Below are 17525 nucleotides of genomic sequence, written 5' to 3' on the forward strand. Positions count from 1 at the left end.
TTTTGTTAGAATATGGTATGATTTTGAAGTAATAGATTTATATCTTACCGGAGGGGTTCATATGATGATCTTTCAGGCTATTATAATCATTTTAATATGGGCGATTCCGATTTTCCTTTTTATAAAAACTTATAAAAAAATGGAAAAAGAAGAACAGCAGGATGCTAGAGAAGAGTTGAAAAACCCTTCATTTCTCCTGATTTTTGTAGGCGGCTGCATTGGTTTTCAAGTCTTTATTACCGGCAGCATTTCAGAAATCAAAATCATTCAGCATATAGGTGCAGGCTTAGTGTTCATCGGCTTTGTTTCAGGATGTATGGCTGCCTTCAGACAGAGGAAGGTTATAAAGGGCCTGGCCTTAATGATTGTTGGGATAATTGGCACAATTGTTTATAGTATCTAGGCAGAGGTGATGAGTATGACAAGAATGACGAGAGAGATTTCTTATATATTGCTAATTCTACCCATGTTACTAACAGCTTGTACTCAAACCCCTGACTTCGAGCCGTATGATGGAAGGGCATTAAGGATTGCGGTAGTTGGAGAACCGCCAGAAGAAAATGAAGAACAAGTGAAGTTTCATGAAATTTCTTTTGATGAACTTACAAATGAGGAATTGAGCTCTTATGATGCAGTTATAATGACGGAAGAAAATCTTCCTAAAGCAGCTGAAGCCAAATATGCAGATACATATTCAGATTCATCCATTCCATTCTTTTTTATATCAGCCAGCAGTTATATCCCGTTTACTGTTAAAGACCCAGAATATAATGATTCATGGAAATGGGAAGCCGGTAAAAGCTATGCTGTGGGAGTTCTTAAATCCAAAGAAAATGATTCATTTCATAGTTGGGGGTATGGGTTGTATAATGACGAAATGACTGATGAATCTATTCATGATGTGTATTCGAGAATTTTTAAGACCATTGATGAGCTTAATCACTAATGGAAAAAAGATCATTTCAAATATACTGCTTGTGGAATAATAGAGACTGCCCTAGCCTAAGACTTAAAAAAATTGTGCCAGAATGAATGACGTGACCATTATTCCAGTAAAGAGGGATATTTATGTATAGAATCATGATGATAGAAGACGATCTTAAAATAAGACGGATTGTCGCTGATACGCTAAAAAAATGGCAATATGATGTGGTGGAGGTAACCCAATTTGACCAGGTGCTGACGGAATTTGAGCAGACAAGTCCACACCTCATTTTATTAGATATCAATCTTCCCGTTTTTGATGGATACTACTGGTGCCAGCAAATACGCTCTGTTTCAAAAGTGCCGATCATTTTCCTTTCCTCTAGAAATCAAAATATGGATATAATAATGGCCATTAATATGGGCGGGGATGATTTTATCCAGAAGCCCTTTGATTTGGATATCCTTCTCGCGAAGATCAGTGCGCTCATCCGCAGGAAGTATACTTATCAGGAAGATGAGAATATCCGTTTTATCCATCGCGGCCTGAAATTAAATGTGACCAATTCAACGATTGAATTTAATGGACAAAGCAATGAGCTAAGCCGGAATGAATTCATCCTTTTGCAATTGATGATGCGGAATATCGGGAAAATTGTCTCGAGGGATGACTTAATGCAGGCACTATGGAATGAGGAACAGTTTGTCGATGATAATACACTTACCGTGAATGTGAATCGGATGCGCAGGAAAATTGCAGCAATTGGACTAGAGGACTTCATTGTCACTCGGAAAGGGTTAGGGTATTTAATTGAATGAACTTCCTTAGTTTTCTATCCTATGAAAAACCTTATATAGTCCTCTATCTGATCAGTTTCCTGATTTCAGCAGCGATCTTTTTTACTGATATCAATGGCAGCCTGGCATGGGGGACATTCCTTTATGCCTTCGCCTTATCTTCGATTGTATTGATCGGGTTTTTATTATATCGGTACCAGCAAAACCTGCGCGTGATTAGGCAATTGGAAAGGGCGGATTATGACAGCCTGTCTCTGGAAGGAGAGTTCGCTAAAACCCACATCGATGAGCTGAAGCGTGAACATATACGTGAAATGAATCGGATTCAGGACAGGCAGAAGGAACATTACGATTTTATCGTCTCCTGGTTCCATGAAATAAAAACACCGATTGCTGTTCTTCGCCTGCTGCAGCAAACCGATATGGACGCAGGCAGTTTAAGAGAAGAAATCACAAAAATTGAGAATTATGTTGATCAAGCACTCTATTACGCTAAACTAGACAGCTTTAATCAGGATTACGATATCCAGAAATGTGATATTATCAAGATTCTTAAGGATATTGTAAAGTCTCACTCCAAAACCTTTATTTCAAAAAATATCCGCATCCACATTCAGGCAGATATGCTGGAGGTTCAAAGTGATCCTAAATGGCTCCAGTTCATCGTCAATCAGCTTCTGACAAACAGTTTGAAATATACAGAACCTGGCGGAGAGATCACCATTTCCATATCGGAAACCCCACAAGAAAAACAGCTCTTGATTCGGGATAATGGGATTGGCATCAGCCAGAAAGATCTTCCGAGGGTATTTAATCGCGGTTTTACCGGAGAAACGGGGCGATTGTATTCGAAGTCGACCGGAATGGGATTATATTTAGCCCAGCAGTTAAGCAACAAGTTAGGGCATTACATTAGCTGTACGTCGAATGTGAGAGAGTACACCCAATTTATCGTTCACTTCCCGCTCGATAGCGATCCGTTTTTGATAATGCAAAAAACACACGATGAGTAATGTAACTCATCGTGTGTTTTTTTCGCTGACAATTTTGTAGTAAATAGATACGGATGAAATGTAAAAGATTAGATACGTTAACACATATAGTCCCATGACTGAAAAAATAATCGCCGTTAAAGAAGGCAAATCTTTTATCACCAGGATGACTGTGTAATATAAAAGGAACCAGCTGTGCAGCAACCCCAGCAGGAGCGGCGGCAAAAATACGAACAGCAATTGTTTTCGGATAATCTTTTTCATTTCTTTGTCGTCTACACCGATTTTTCGTAAAATGGCGTAGTGCTCCCGCTCTTCTGTAGCTTCTCGCAGCTGTTTAAAGTAAATGACACTCCCTAATGCAAACAATGCAATAACGGCAAAAAAGGCAACGGAGAACAAGATTAAAGAAGAAGACTCCGTATCAAGGGAATACATATCAATATAGGCCGAATAATAGGCTCCTTCTGTTTTCATAACGAGGTCGTATATTTCCCGTGATACATCATTGGATGTTTTAGGATCTTCGATTTGATAAATTTCAAATGAAGAAAGGGTGTGATGTTCTCTTAAGTTCTCAAAAGCTTCGTTTGAAATAATGAGTACAGAAGGCTGGGGCTGGGTATTTCCGCCAGGGCTCGTTGGGATGCTTAACAGCGGGTATCGTATTTTTTCGACTACACGAAATGTATTGTCTTCCAAAACGGTCATTTCAGGCTGAGAACTTTTATATTTTTCCGGTTCATCAATTCCTCTTGTTAATACAATTGCCTCTTCACCTTCTAAATCTGCTTTTTCACCAGCTTTGCGCAAATCAACAATTGCATTTAATTGGGACTCCGGAAAAAGGTAAAACTCTTCGGTGTAATATTCGGGATGGCTAAAAAATGCGTTTCTATTCTGGATTTTTTCTGTTTGAATCCCTGTAATGGTTTCATGATCAATGATTGGATGTGAGTCATTCATCAGCTGTTCAATTTGTCTTTGAGTTGCATCATCCTGGGTCGAAAAGGCAATATGATTTGGAAATTCTTTTTTCACAACCTCGCCTTTCACAGCGTAATCTACAGCAATAAATCCGACTGTAAAGATGACAATCGCACTAATCAGTGAATTGAATGTAAAATTGACTGTATTTCCTCGAATAGAAAAACGGAGAGAGGAGATCCATAACATCTTACTGCCAATAAAATAGTTTTTCCTTTGACTCAGCTTTTGTAACATCCAGCCGGAAAACTGGCGGAAAAATAAATACGTCCCGGCAATCAAAGCCACTGTTACAGCTGCTAATGTTTCTTTAAAATGATCTTTCCAGATATCCGTATCTCCTATGGTAATCATATAGTAAGACCCGGCAATCAATATAATGGACAATAACGCCAGGCCAAAAGAAAATGTAAACGGTTTATCCCTTTTTTCCTTTGCATGAAACAATTCCACTAACTGGACACGCCGGACGTTAAAATAACTTTGAATTGTAATAATGATGATTAATAAGGCGAATAACAGAACTGTTGATACAATGGCTTCCAGTGGAAAAGCAAAAGAAATGTCCTCATTGTAGCGCATTAAGTTCATTAATACCGCACCGAAAAATTTCGATAGCAAGCCACCGATTAATATACCGCTGAAGACCGAAATGGCGCTCAAGAATAATGTTTCAAAGAAGACCATTGCAGCAACTTGTCTTTCCTTCATTCCGTAAAGTAAATACATGCCGAATTCTTTTTTTCGCTGCTTCATGAAAAAGGAGTTCGCGTACAAAATAAAGAAGACAATAAACAAAAAGACAATTACCGAAGCAAGGGAAATGACCATTTTGTAGTTTTCTTTATTTTGAATGGCTGCGACTACATCTTTGTTAAACATTAGACCAGAAAAAGTAAAGTAAATGACAACCCCGACAAACATGGAAATGAAATAAATGGTATACAGCCGGAAGTTCCGCTTCATGTTCCTCCATGATAAATCTACTAAGTTCATCGCCAGTCACTTCCTATAGCACTTTGGATCGTCAGGATGCGGTCAAAGAATTCCTTTTCCGTCTGCTCGCCTTTAAACATCTCATTGACGATTTTTCCGTCACGGAGAAAAACTACGCGCTGACAGTAGCTGGCTGCATACGGATCATGCGTAATCATCAGAACGGTTGTCTTGAAGGTTTCATTGAGCAATTGAATTTGTTCCAGCAGCTGAGTAGCAGATCGGGAATCGAGTGCACCCGTTGGTTCATCAGCAAATACAATTGCGGGGCTGGTAATAATCGCCCGCGCGGCAGCCGTGCGCTGTTTCTGTCCGCCGGAAATTTCAGAAGGATATTGATGTAAAATTGATTCAATATTTAAGGCATCAATCAATTTCGCTAATCGCTTTTCCATTTCTGCAACAGGTGTTTTTTGCAGCGAGAGCGGGAGGAGGATATTCTCCTTCACCGTTAAGGTATCCAGTAAGTTATAGTCTTGAAAAATAAATCCCATTCTTTTTTGACGGAACTCCCGCAGGGCTTTCTTTTTCATATCTAAAAGGGAATTTCCCTCAATCCAAACATTCCCCCCGCTAAAGGCATCAATGGTTGATAGGGTATTCATTAACGTCGTTTTTCCAGAGCCGGAGGGACCCATAATGGCAGTGAATTCCCCTCGTTCAACAGTCAAATCAATATTTTTCAAGACCTGTGTTTTTCCATAAGATTTCGATAAGTTCTTGGTTTGTATCATTTTAGTCATGGTTTCGACCTCCTTCACTACCATACTATATCGGCTATTTTTCCCGCGAACCATCGATGTAACAGGATCTAAAGTGACAATTTTGTCATGTTGGGGGAAGAATCGGCATAAACGTGTCCAATATAAAATAAGGCTCTTTGCTTACATAATGGTATTTTGCGCCTATCAATGTTGTCCGTTGATTTCCTCTAGGCTGCCCGCTTTCCGCGGGGTCTCACTTGTCCCCGCTACTCCCGCAGGACATTGAATAAGCTTCCTCGGAAAAACACCGCACGAGGAATATGCGATAGCATTTCGAGGATCTCGTACCTTTCGCTACAATCAACTCAGCATATAATATACAAAATGTAACACATCTTGCGAAACAGCCTAAAATGAAGAAAAACAAGCGGTTCACATTAGTGTGTACTGCTTGTTTTTGCATTGATCTTTATATGCATTTTTTTGAGATACTGTTTCTCTGCGTAACTTTGACTGTGTACCACTCCTTGTTTATAGTGGCTTTTTTTCTTTCCTCATAAAACGAAAATGCCAGCGCATATAAAGGCAGGCACCAATATAATAGAGGGCTGACCACCATACATGCCAGCCCTTATAAACTACGTAGCCAAAGTAACTGGAGAGGACTTCGTAACATACAGAAAAACCGACCCAAAACAAAAGGTAAAGCAAAAATTTCTTCCTGGGTTTAGGCATGAAGTTTACATATAGGATTCCAAATGTTGCTGGCAAGGTGATTTCAATAAACAAATCAAATGGCTGGGGGCCTGAATCCATTAAGTCGTATAGGTCTAACACATGGCCAAAAATTAAATCTGCAAGAAGCACATTTACAGTGACAGCCAGCCAGGTTGTGTAAAGCTCCTGCCGGGTTAATTTTAACGGAATAATGAACAGCAATATGGAGTTGATAGCAAGTGTTGTAATTGTATAGATATAGACCATACAGATTCTCCGGGTTTTTATATATTTATGTCTTATCTATCTTGCCCTCTTTTAGAATTTTATCTGCTTATTTGGCGGTGAAGTGAGTTTCTATTAAAAGTATATCTTTTACGATAATGAGTCCTATTTACATTTGGACTGGAACCTAAAGATAAGTTGATCCAATATCTGACTGTTTTTTATAGTCTCAGGATGCTCTAATCCTTTCTTTATTCCAGTTTCAATAAGTGTTTTTCTAAAAAGTTGAATCTTTTTTCTAAGTTCACTGCAAAAATGACACATTGATTTACTCCTTTAAATAATAAAAGTCCAGGAACTATTATTGCAAACAAAGGAAAAACATTGAATCATTTCGACAAAACTAGTCTCTAACTGACAAAAAAATTATGAATAAAAGGTCAGAGAGTGATTTAGAAGGATTAAATTCCCAATAAATGCAAATAATATCTAAAAAACTTTCCGGAGTGGAAAATGATCTTACAAATTACCTCAGTTGTTCTGTTTAATTTTATTATATATAAGACCATTAAGGGGATATCAGCCAATAAAATTGTCCATATTTGGATTTTTACTATTGCATTCCAATTATTATTTGATATTTTTATCGATTTGAAATACAAAGGATACTGGTACTTTACACAAGAGATAGATTGGGTAGCATTTCCTGCTTACACAATCTTAGTCCCTCCAGTAAATTTGATGTTTATCAATTGGTATCCTTTTACGGGTTCTTTCATGAAAAAGATACGTTACTTTATTATTTGGGAAATCTTTTTCCTGAGCTATGAAGCTGCTGCCATGCTGCCTCATCCATTTGGTTTCTTTCATTATGGATGGTGGAGTATATGGCATTCTGCCATTGTTAATCCGATTTTATTAACGATACTAATAGGGTATTACAAATGGATTAGTGCATTAGAAAAGAAAGCTTGTGTCTAAAAAGGGCTGCTGAGGCAGCTCTTTTTTTCCTATTCTCCTTATGGCATAATTTTCTAAGACAAAGGAGTGAGAGGATGCAGAAAGTATTCATTATTGAGGATGATCCGAAAATCGCGGAGCACCTGCAGTCACACTTAGTGAAATATGGCTATGAAGCTGCGGCTGCGAAACAGTTCGATAATGTGATGGGGGAATTTCATAAGCATAAACCGGATCTTGTGCTCCTGGATATTAATCTCCCGAGCTTTGACGGCTATTACTGGTGCAGGCAAATCCGGAAGGAGTCGATTTGTCCGGTTATCTTCATTTCCGCACGGGTAGGGGAGATGGACCAGGTGATGGCGCTTGAGAATGGCGGCGATGACTTCATCACCAAGCCGTTCCATCCGGAAATTGTGATGGCGAAAATCCGCAGCCAGCTTCGGCGGGCTTACGGGGAATATGCCACGCAGGCCCAGGAACGAGTTCTAGAGGCAGAGGGATTGAAGCTGTTTCAGGAAAGGCTGGAATTGTGTTTCCGTGATAAAACCGTTCCGCTGTCCAAAAAAGAAGCTGATATTATTGAGAATTTACTGGAGCGGTACCCGCGTGTGGCCGGTCGTGAAGACTTGCTGGAAAAGCTGTGGGATGAACAGGTCTATGTGGATGAAAATACGCTGAATGTGAATATGGCGAGGGTAAGAAAAAAATTTGAGGCAATCGGGCTTTCAGGAGCGGTCGAAACAGTGAGAGGCGCAGGCTACCGTTTGATCGTAACCTGGTGAAAGGCTGGAGAAACATGAAATTATTCCTTAAAGAGCATGCGTTACTAATCGCTGTACAGGTCGTTCAATTTTTTATAATTCTGGCCATTTACTGGCTGGATGGCTATCGTCATCTATTGCCAGCCCTCTATGGCATCTTTCTCGGGTTATTCTTTCTCACGGCCTATCTGACATACCACTATTTTAGCCGCCGCAAGTTTTATAAGAGGCTGACGGAGGAACTTGCTTCCCTTGACGATTCCTTTCAAACAACAGAGAACTCACCGATTTCACAGGCGCTGGATCATCTGCTGAAGGAACAGTACAGACATTACCAGACGAGAATTAAAGAGCTGGAATCCAGGCAGGAGGAGCATCTTAAGTTTATGGATCAATGGGTCCACCAGATGAAAACCCCGCTTTCTGTCATTGAACTGATTGCGCAAAACTTGGATGAACCTGATTCCTCCAGTATTCGAGAAGAGACGGACCGGATGAAAACGGGCTTGAACACCATCCTCTATATGGCGAGACTCCGGACGATCGAACAGGATTTTCATATCAAACCTGTACACTTATCCCAAATCATTCATGAAGTGAATGGAGAAAACAAACGGCTTTATATCCGGAACGGGGTGTATCCAAATCTCCTGCAGGAGAAGCAGGACATGATCGTGGAGACAGATGAGAAATGGCTTTTCTTTATGCTTTCTCAGCTGATCAATAATGCGGTCAAGTATTCCAGAGGGAAGAGCAATCGAATTGATATTTCCATTTTTGAAAAAAACGGAGAAGCTGTTTTAGAAGTGAAGGACTTTGGCGCCGGGATTCCGGAAGCAGACAAGCGCCGTGTGTTTGAACCTTTTTATACGGGTGAAAATGGAAGGAAATTCAGAGAATCCACAGGTATGGGGCTATACTTGACGAAGGAGGCAGCCGATCACCTTGGCCATCGCATTGAGCTGGAATCCAAGATGGGGGAAGGGTCTCTTTTCCGGCTGATCTTTGGAAAAACACAGAACCTTACAGCCTTGTAAGGTAAGTGAAAGAGAAATCGATTTTTTGAAATGGGTATAGTAGATATACTGATCACAAGTCAACTGAATGTGAAAGGAGAACTTGTGATGCTAAAAGTGAAGCAAGTAAGCAAGATTTATGAAGGAAAGATCGCCTATCGTGCGTTAACAGATATTAACTTAACCATTGATGAAGGTGAGTTCGTCGGAATCATGGGTCCTTCGGGAAGCGGAAAAACGACACTGCTGAACATGATTGCCACCATTGATGAACCGACAACAGGGGAAATCCTGATCAATGAAAGAAATCCCCATGTCTTAAAAAAAGAGGCATTGGCCCAATTCCGCCGCCGTGAATTAGGATTTGTCTTCCAGGACTTCAACCTTCTTCATACCTTGACGGTTGAAGAAAATATAGTCCTGCCGCTAACATTGGACGGGAAAAAAGTGAAGGAAATGAAAGACAAGGCATACGAAATCGCTGAAAAACTGGGAATTACAGGCATTATGAAAAAGCGGACGTATGAAATATCAGGCGGACAGGCGCAAAGAGCCGCTGTGGCTAGAGCGATGATTCATACGCCGAAGCTGCTGCTGGCGGATGAACCTACAGGGAATTTGGATTCCAAGTCTTCCAAAGATGTAATGGAAATGCTTGAGTCGATTAATAAGACTGAGAAGACAACCATGATGCTCGTCACACATGATGCGCAGGCCGCGAGCTATTGCAACAGGGTCATTTTTATCCGCGACGGAAAATTCTATTCGGAGATTCACCGCGGTGATAACCGCCAGGCCTTTTTCCAGAAGATCATCGATACACTTTCTTTGCTTGGAGGGGATGCACATGACCTTTCGTCAGTTCGCGTTTAATAACGTCATACGGAACAAACGCTTATATGCAGCCTACTTCCTCAGCAGTTTATTTACAGTCATGGTCTTCTTTACCTTCTCGATTTTTGCGAATCATCCAGCATTAAGCGGGGATGGCATGAACTCAACTGTAACGAAGGGAATGAATGCAGCAGCAGGCATTATCTATGTGTTTTCGTTCTTTTTTGTTTTATATTCTATGAGTTCTTTTCTGCAGTCCCGGAAAAAAGAGTTTGGGTTATTAATGATGCAGGGCATGTCCATGAAACAGATTCGTCTCATGGTGTTTTTGGAAAATATGCTGATTGGCTTTCTGGCAACCCTAAGCGGAATCCTCCTCGGTGTTGTATTTGCAAAGGCGATTTTGCTGCTGGCTGAAAATGTGCTGATTATTGAGCGGGCACTGTCTTTTTATTTTCCAGTGAAGGCCATCCTGATCACCTTCATTTCTTTTATTATTTTATTTTTCTTTATCTCCTTATTTGTGACGTATGTTCTGCGCAGCAAAAAGCTGATTGAATTAATAAAGGGAAATAAAATGTCAAAGGGTGAGCCAAAAGCAAATCTTTTCTTAACGATGCTGGCTGTCCTATTATTAGGTGCGGGGTATGCTGTTGCACTAATCGCAAAAGGGTTAGTCGTTGTAGCGGCAATGGTGCCGGTGATCATCGTTGTCTGCATTGGCACCTACCTGTTATTTACGCAATTAAGTGTTTATATTATTAGAAGATTAAAGAAGAATGAACGTGTTTTTTGGTTTAAGACCAATATGCTGCTGTTTTCAGATCTGGCCTTTCGCATGAAGGATAATGCGCGAACCTTCTTCATGGTTGCGATGGTTTCAACAGTTGCGTTCAGTGCAATTGGTTCTTTATTCGGTTTTCAAACCGTGCTGACATCAAACATAAAAAATGTCAATTCCACAACGTTTTCCTATAAAACTTCTGAAGAAAATGAAGTGAAGAATGTTGAGTTTATCAATCAAACGTTAAAGGAAGAAAAGATTGAAGCGGATTCGGAGCATACTATTTTACGCTACTTTGAAGTTGGCGGGGATTCCATTCTGATTGCGGGTCAATCCGATTTTAACCGCTTTGCCGCGCTCATTGACGAAGATCCGATTGACTTAAAAGACGGGCAAGTAATGACAGTTGAGTTTGAAGGGACCAACTTCGGGCAAACGAAGGAACTCCTGAATGAAACGATTACACTGAAGTCCGGCACTGTTTTAAAGCCAAAGGAAGTCATTCATTCGAAAGCACTGCCGGCAACAGATTCCTATTTTATCGTGTCAGATGAAGACTATCAAAAGCTTCCTGAACCAGAGTTTCAGGAAAGCTATTACGCCTGGCAGGCAACTGATGGAGAGGAAAGGGTAATGGCTGCCTCTGAAAAGCTGTACAAGGAACTGCCAAGATATGAAATTACATCAGTAGACTATGAAATATATGAGATTATGAAAGGCTACGGGCCCATTTTATTTGTCGGTCTGTTTATCGGGATTGTCTTTTTTGTATCAGCCGGCAGCTTCCTGTACTTCAGGCTCTACATGGACCTGGATGAAGATAAACAAAAATTCAGATCGATTTCCAAGATGGGGTTAACCGAGAAAGAGCTGAAAAAGGTTTTAAACAGACAGACCATGATTCTGTTTTTCGCGCCGATCCTCGTCGCTCTTATCCATGGTGCTGTAGCCCTGACAGCGTTATCGAACCTGTTCTACTTTAACCTGTTTAAGGAATCAGTTGCTGTTCTAAGTGTTTTCCTGACCATCCAGGTTGTTTACTTCTTTATAGTGCGCTTTTTCTATACGAAGCAGATAAAGGCATCGATTTAAATTTAATTAGAATTGTGGGGGCCAGATGAATCTGGCCCTTTTTTAATGACAGGGGAGAGGGGAGTTGAATAAACCTGGTGCTGATTCGGACAGGAAAAGAAGAAACCCGATCAGTGTAGTCCGAACCTGATGCAACTTCGGACAGGAGAAGAGAAAACCCGGTCAGTGTAGTTCGAACCTGATGTAACTTCGGACAAGAAAAGGAGAAATCCGTTCAGAGCAGTCCGAACCTAGAGCAACTTCGGACAGGAGGAGAGGAAACCCGTTCAGAGCAGTCCGAACCTGATGCAACTTCGGACAGGAGAAGGAGAAATCCGTTCAGAGCAGTCCGAACCTGATGCAACTTCGGACAGGAGAAGAGGAAACCCGTTCAGAGTAGTCCGAACCTAGAGCAACTTCGGACAGGAGAAGAGGAAAGCCGGTCGGAGCAGTCCGAACCTGATGCAACTTCGGATAGGAGAAGGAGAATCCGAACAGAAGAGCCGAACCTGATACTCATTCGGGGAAGGAGGGACTCCGCAGTTTTATCATACTCAACCTCACACCTGCATATAGAAAAGGGAAAGTAAATCTATGCAGGAGTGATGGAATGGCAATCTTGGTTACAGGAGGAGCAGGTTATATTGGTTCACATATAGTAGATCTTCTCATTCGAAAAGGGTATGAAACAGTGGTAGTTGATCATTTGGCTGCGGGCCACAGGCAGGCGGTCCATCCAAAGGCAGCTTTCTATGAGGGGGATATCAGATCGCAGGATTTTCTGAATAGTGTCCTTTCAGGCGAGCGAATAGAGGCAGTCTTTCATTTTGCGGCCTCATCCCTGGTAGGGGAATCGATGAAAAATCCGTTACATTACTATGATAATAATGTACTTGGTTCTCTTAACCTTCTAAAGGCTTTGGACACGCATAAGGTGAAACAGCTCGTGTTTTCGTCAACTGCAGCCGTATATGGTGAGGCCAAAAGCCAGCCTATACAGGAAGACGCGCCCCTCAAACCGGCAAGCCCGTATGGCGAGACGAAGCTTGCCATTGAACGAATGCTCCATTGGTGGGCGCAGGCATCAGGGGCAAGGTTCGTGTCGCTCCGTTATTTTAATGCTGCAGGGGCAAAAGCTTCAGGGGAAATTGGCGAAGACCATCAGAACGAGACCCACCTGATCCCGATTATCCTGCAGGCGGCACTTGGAAAAAGAGAATCTGTCTCCATTTTTGGAGATGACTATCCAACAAAGGATGGTACCTGCATAAGGGACTATATTCATGTAGAGGATTTGGCTGAAGCCCATCTGCTGGCACTCCGCTACCTGGAAGCTGGAGGGGAAAGCAATGTCTTTAATCTTGGAGGCAGCAAAGGGATCTCTGTAAAAGAAGTGATTGAAACCGCTGCAGAGGTAACAAACAGATGCTTTAAAGTGACGATTGCTCCCCGCCGGTCTGGAGACCCGGCAGAACTGGTTGCTTCATCAGAAAAAGCAAGGTCACTGCTGAACTGGCAGCCGAAAAAAACAAGTATCCGCCAGATCGTCGAGGATGCCTGGAGCTGGCACAGGTCCCACCCTGACGGATATCCCAAATCATAAGCGAGCTTGCCTTAAGTATAGTGAAAGCTTTTCCTTCAGTTCAGGTCTTTGCAGGGCATAATCAATCGAAGCTTTAAGAAAGCCGAATTTATCTCCAATATCATAACGCTTTCCCTGGATTAGATACGAATAAATTCTTTCCCGGCGAAGCAAAGCATCGAGGGCATCTGTCAGCTGCAGCTCGCCTTTGCTGTCCGGGCTTCCGTTTTGAAGCATGTCAAAGATTGCGGGTGTTAAGATATACCGGCCAATAATTGCATGCGCAGAAGGTGCTTTTTCAGCAGGAGGTTTTTCAACGAGGCTATCCACTTTATATAATGGGCCCCTCTGTTCTGAATAGCCGACAATTCCATACTTATTGACTTCAGACAGGGGGACCTCACTGCATCCGAGGATGCTTGCCCCCGTTTGGTTATACTGCTCAATCATTTGCAGCATGGCAGGAGGTTCCCCATCAATAATATCATCGCCAAGGAGGACGGCAAACGGCTCCCTGCCAATGAACTTTCTCGCGCATAAAATGGCATGCCCCAATCCGAGCGGCTCCTTTTGCCTGACATAATGGATATCAGCCAGATTGGTTATTTGGCGCACTTGCTCAAGCATTTCAAGCTTTCCGCTTTTCTGTAGGAGCAGCTCCATTTCAACCGATTTATCAAAATGGTCTTCAATGGCCCGTTTGTTTCTCCCCGTTATGATGATAATATCCTCAATTCCTGAAGCAATAGCTTCCTCCACAATATATTGAATGGCGGGCTTATCGACAATAGGGAGCATTTCCTTTGGCTGTGCCTTTGTGGCAGGCAGGAAACGGGTTCCGAGGCCTGCAGCGGGAATGACCGCTTTTTTAATCATAAAAATCCCCCTTTCCACTCTATTTTTATGTAGGTGGAGGGTTGTATTATCCCTTCCTGAATATTTTGCCCCTGTTCGTGAACCCTAAAATTGTAAATAATCTTGAACCCAGAGGTGTAGAGATTGCTTTTGAAAAAAAATAAAGCCGAGAAAAATCTCCTTATTCTGGCCATGATTGCCCTGGTCCTGTTTGTATCCCCCCTATACATATTAGGTGAAGACGCGCATATCCGCGTTCATGATAATCTTGACAGCAATCTGGCATGGTATAAAGTCCTTGCTGAAAGCGGACAGCTGAGAGGACCGATTGACGCTGTCATTCCACAAGTTATGAACGGAAATTTGTCCCGCAATGCGTTTGGCTCGGAATTCACATTAATTGTTTGGCTGTATGCCCTTTTTCCGCCGATGATTGCTTATGCACTCAGCCAGACGATCACAAGGGTGTTTGCTTTTATCGGTATGTATGTGCTTTTGAAAAAGCACTTTCTTAAAGAAGAAAAGTGGGCGCCCATTACGATTGGGACAGCCCTTGCTTTTGCCTTCACGCCATTCTGGCCCTCCGGTATGCTGAGCACGCTTGGGATGCCGCTTGCTCTGTGGGCCTTCTTAAATATCAGGCAGGGGGAAAGGTCGTGGAAAAATGTCCTTGTATTAACCCTATTGCCTTTTTATGCGAGCATTGTCCTTGGGTTTTTCTTTTTTTTGAGCGCGATGGGGATCTTCTGGCTGACGGACGTCATCAGGAAAAAAGCATGGAATTGGCCATTTCTTTTATCGATTGTGTATATGACCGGAATTTTTTTCATCGTGGAATACAGGCTGGTTTATTCCTTTCTTTTTGACGATGAGCCAAACAGCCGGGATGAGTACTTCCATGCGAGGCTCACTTTCTGGCATTGCGTCAGGCTGACATTCAAGAACTTTGCTTTGGGGCACCACCATGCTGCCTCGATGCATACTCTGGTCATTCTTCCGCTGATGTTTGTAGCTCTTTTTATGACGCTAAGGCAGAAAAAGGGGAAGAAGGACAAGGTGTTTTTGTTCCTGTTTCTTCTTAACTTTGCCCTATCAGCATGGTATGCCTTCTGGTTTTATAAAGGCTGGCTGCCTCTGACAGAGCGTTTTCATGTTCTTGATACCTTCAACTTTGCCAGGTATCACTTTTTGAGGCCGCTGGTTATCTATTTGCTTTTCGCGCTGACCCTGAAAATCATTTGGTCTCATGGACCGTTCTGGAGGCGCCTTGTTCCGGTTTTTGTGCTTGCACAGATCATGACCGTTTCCTTTTTCAACGAGGAAATTCTTTTTCAGGATAAGCCAACGGTCAAGCAATTTTACGCAGAAGAACAATTCTCGGCTATTAAAGAATACATTGGGCTTCCGCAGGAGGATTACCGGGTGGCAAGCATTGGGCTTCATCCGGCCATTGCCCAGTATAATGGCTTTTACACGCTGGATTCGTATAATAATTTCTACCCCTTAACATACAAATATCAGTTTAGGAAAATCATTGAGAAAGAGCTGGAAAAAAATAAAACACTCCGAATTTATTTTGATGAATGGGGCGGAAGATGCTATCTCTTCACGGACGAGCTTGGCAAGCATTATATGTTTAAAAAGCGAACGAAAAAAAGGCTGAAGAATCTTGAGTTAAATACAGAAGCCTTTAAGGCCATGGGCGGTTCCTATCTTTTTTCATCTGTACCGATCGATAATGCGGAAGAGAATCTGCTTCGGCTGGAGAAGGTTTTTGAATCAAAAAGCTCTGTGTGGAAAATCTACCTTTATAAAGCCATATAAGCAGGAGGAATTAAGAATGACCAACCCAGTACTCACCATCGTAGTTCCTTGCTATAACGAAGAGGAGGTACTGCCGGATACAATTAATCAGCTGAATGGGCTGCTTGAAGAATTGCTGGATGATGAACTTGTTTCTGATAAAAGCAAAATTTTGTTTGTAGATGATGGCAGCAGGGACCGGACCTGGCAGATCATTTATAAGCAGAGCCTGAATAACCCCAGAGTGCGAGGGCTGAAGCTTGCCAGAAATGCGGGACATCAGAATGCTCTGCTTGCGGGCTTAACAGCTGCAGGGAAGGCTTCGGATTGCACGGTGTCCATCGATGCCGATCTTCAGGATGATATTGCCGTGATCCGGGAGTTTATCCTGAAATTCCGCGAAGGATATGACATTGTCTATGGAGTAAGAAAAAAGAGGGACCGTGATACGTTTTTTAAAAGAAACACGGCACAGGGATTTTATAAAATAATGAAGAAAATGGGTGTTGATCTTATCTATAATCATGCTGATTTCCGCCTGATGAGCAAGCGTGCGTTGGAAGAACTGCAGCGCTATGAGGAAACCAATCTTTTTTTGCGCGGAATTGTGCCTTTGCTGGGCTTTAAAACGGCCAATGTTTATTATGACCGCAAAGAGCGTCTTGCCGGGGAAACAAAGTATCCGCTGAAAAAGATGCTGGCCTTTTCCTTTGAAGGCATTACTTCTTTTTCCGTTACACCGATTCGAATGGTATTGGCATTGGGCATCGGCTCTTTTTGTATAAGCTTTCTTTTTGGCCTCTACTTTCTTGGATTGCGTTATTATGGTGAAACCGAAACCGGCTGGACCTCGTTAATCACCTCGATTTGGATGCTGGGGGGACTTCAGCTGACAGCCATTGGCCTGGTGGGGGAATATATAGGGAAGATCTATAAAGAAACGAAACGCAGACCTAAATTCTCTATTGAAGTAGATGCGTTTAATCTGCCGATTTCCCGCCATTTGATTACGGACGGAGACCATGATGATGAGCACGCGGACATTCATTTTGGAACATTATCTGAAACGAACTAATACCTTTATTCGATTTTTGCTTGTGGGAACAGTCAATACAATTGTCGGGCTATCCATGATATTTATGCTGCTGGATTTAGCGGGGCTGACGTATTGGACTGCAACATTTCTGGGGAACAGTATGGGGGCAGCGGTCAGTTATTTCCTTAACAGAACGTTCACCTTCAGGAGCAGGGACAGCCTTCAAAGCAGTGCGGTGCGCTTCATTCTTATTTTGTTTCTATGCTATATTCTTTCTTATTCCATAAGCGGCATGGCTGCAGAATTTATGCAGACTGTTACGATTCTCAGGCATGATGTTTCACCTGAAGAGCTTGCGGTTCTTTTAGGAGCTGGCATTTACACATTAACTAACTATATCGGACAAAAATACCTCGTTTTTACTAAATAGAGAAAGTGAACTGCCAGTAGAGCAGGTTCTTAGGAGAAGGTTCACAG

The 17525-nt window shown here is 42.1% G+C and carries 18 protein-coding genes; 13 read left to right on the top strand and 5 right to left on the bottom strand.

Features of this window, described 5'->3' with window-relative positions; genetic code table 11:
• Nucleotides 1-61: 61 nt before the first annotated feature.
• From NR125_RS20180 to NR125_RS20195, 4 genes are all read left to right on the top strand, one after another.
• The gene (locus tag NR125_RS20180) at nt 62-403 is read left to right on the top strand and encodes a hypothetical protein (RefSeq protein WP_256815986.1); all 342 of its coding nucleotides are present in this window, start codon (nt 62-64) and stop codon (nt 401-403) included.
• A 63-nt stretch (nt 404-466) separates the two neighbouring features.
• Nucleotides 467-946, top strand: coding sequence for a hypothetical protein (locus NR125_RS20185; protein WP_256815987.1), 480 nt, complete (start codon nt 467-469; stop codon nt 944-946).
• Nucleotides 947-1068: 122 nt separating this feature from the next.
• On the top strand, nt 1069-1743 hold the full coding sequence (locus tag NR125_RS20190; RefSeq protein ID WP_009335152.1) for a response regulator transcription factor: 675 nt from the start codon (nt 1069-1071) through the stop codon (nt 1741-1743).
• Nucleotides 1740-2735 carry a sensor histidine kinase gene (locus NR125_RS20195; RefSeq protein WP_009335151.1) on the top strand — a complete coding sequence of 332 codons (996 nt, stop codon included), beginning with the start codon at nt 1740-1742 and terminating at the stop codon, nt 2733-2735. The genes NR125_RS20190 and NR125_RS20195 overlap by 4 nt, the downstream gene beginning before the upstream one ends.
• 6 nt (nt 2736-2741) lie before the next feature.
• Here the strand turns inward: NR125_RS20195 and NR125_RS20200 are convergent, their stop codons facing one another.
• The 4 genes from NR125_RS20200 to NR125_RS20215 all read right to left on the bottom strand — a co-directional run bounded on the left by NR125_RS20200 (nt 2742) and on the right by NR125_RS20215 (nt 6667).
• Nucleotides 2742-4697, bottom strand: coding sequence for an ABC transporter permease (locus tag NR125_RS20200; protein ID WP_034297307.1), 1956 nt, complete (start codon nt 4695-4697; stop codon nt 2742-2744).
• Nucleotides 4694-5440: an ABC transporter ATP-binding protein gene (locus tag NR125_RS20205; protein ID WP_019379402.1), complete on the bottom strand. Its 747-nt coding sequence runs from the start codon at nt 5438-5440 to the stop codon at nt 4694-4696. The genes NR125_RS20200 and NR125_RS20205 overlap by 4 nt, the downstream gene beginning before the upstream one ends.
• Before the next feature lie 492 nt (nt 5441-5932).
• A complete protein-coding gene (locus tag NR125_RS20210; protein WP_019379401.1) occupies nt 5933-6385 on the bottom strand; it encodes a hypothetical protein in 453 nt (150 codons plus the stop codon).
• A gap of 123 nt (nt 6386-6508) precedes the next feature.
• Entirely contained in the window at nt 6509-6667 is a 159-nt protein-coding gene (locus tag NR125_RS20215) for an aspartyl-phosphate phosphatase Spo0E family protein (protein ID WP_019379400.1), read from the bottom strand.
• A gap of 189 nt (nt 6668-6856) precedes the next feature.
• Between NR125_RS20215 and NR125_RS20220 the strand changes: the two genes are divergently transcribed.
• The 6 genes from NR125_RS20220 to galE all read left to right on the top strand — a co-directional run bounded on the left by NR125_RS20220 (nt 6857) and on the right by galE (nt 13375).
• Nucleotides 6857-7324 carry a hypothetical protein gene (locus tag NR125_RS20220; protein ID WP_071158027.1) on the top strand — a complete coding sequence of 156 codons (468 nt, stop codon included), beginning with the start codon at nt 6857-6859 and terminating at the stop codon, nt 7322-7324.
• Nucleotides 7325-7398: 74 nt separating this feature from the next.
• Complete coding sequence (locus NR125_RS20225; protein ID WP_256815993.1) at nt 7399-8088, top strand: response regulator transcription factor; 690 nt, start codon at nt 7399-7401, stop codon at nt 8086-8088.
• 14 nt (nt 8089-8102) lie between these two features.
• Nucleotides 8103-9104 carry a sensor histidine kinase gene (locus NR125_RS20230; RefSeq protein WP_009335145.1) on the top strand — a complete coding sequence of 334 codons (1002 nt, stop codon included), beginning with the start codon at nt 8103-8105 and terminating at the stop codon, nt 9102-9104.
• Between the two features lie 87 nt (nt 9105-9191).
• Complete coding sequence (locus NR125_RS20235; RefSeq protein ID WP_009335144.1) at nt 9192-9956, top strand: ABC transporter ATP-binding protein; 765 nt, start codon at nt 9192-9194, stop codon at nt 9954-9956.
• A complete protein-coding gene (locus NR125_RS20240; RefSeq protein ID WP_256815995.1) occupies nt 9931-11793 on the top strand; it encodes an FtsX-like permease family protein in 1863 nt (620 codons plus the stop codon). Before NR125_RS20235 ends, NR125_RS20240 begins: the two co-directional genes overlap by 26 nt.
• A 589-nt stretch (nt 11794-12382) precedes the next feature.
• Nucleotides 12383-13375: a UDP-glucose 4-epimerase GalE gene (gene galE, locus NR125_RS20245; RefSeq protein WP_251156656.1), complete on the top strand. Its 993-nt coding sequence runs from the start codon at nt 12383-12385 to the stop codon at nt 13373-13375.
• Here the strand turns inward: galE and galU are convergent.
• The gene (gene galU, locus NR125_RS20250; RefSeq protein ID WP_306219871.1) at nt 13370-14230 is read right to left on the bottom strand and encodes a UTP--glucose-1-phosphate uridylyltransferase GalU; all 861 of its coding nucleotides are present in this window, start codon (nt 14228-14230) and stop codon (nt 13370-13372) included. The genes galE and galU overlap by 6 nt on opposite strands.
• A gap of 171 nt (nt 14231-14401) precedes the next feature.
• Here galU and NR125_RS20255 point away from each other — a divergent pair, with 171 nt between their 5' ends.
• The 3 genes from NR125_RS20255 to NR125_RS20265 are packed head-to-tail and all read left to right on the top strand — an operon-like array spanning nt 14402 to nt 17478.
• Complete coding sequence (locus tag NR125_RS20255; RefSeq protein ID WP_372675475.1) at nt 14402-16033, top strand: DUF6044 family protein; 1632 nt, start codon at nt 14402-14404, stop codon at nt 16031-16033.
• A gap of 16 nt (nt 16034-16049) precedes the next feature.
• Complete coding sequence (locus NR125_RS20260; RefSeq protein ID WP_009335139.1) at nt 16050-17087, top strand: glycosyltransferase family 2 protein; 1038 nt, start codon at nt 16050-16052, stop codon at nt 17085-17087.
• 22 nt (nt 17088-17109) lie between these two features.
• Nucleotides 17110-17478, top strand: coding sequence for a GtrA family protein (locus tag NR125_RS20265; RefSeq protein WP_236888057.1), 369 nt, complete (start codon nt 17110-17112; stop codon nt 17476-17478).
• Nucleotides 17479-17525: the final 47 nt, after the last annotated feature.

The organism is Cytobacillus sp. Bac17, from assembly GCF_024519925.1.
GTDB classification, from domain to species: Bacteria; Bacillota; Bacilli; order Bacillales; family Cytobacillaceae; genus Cytobacillus; species Cytobacillus pseudoceanisediminis.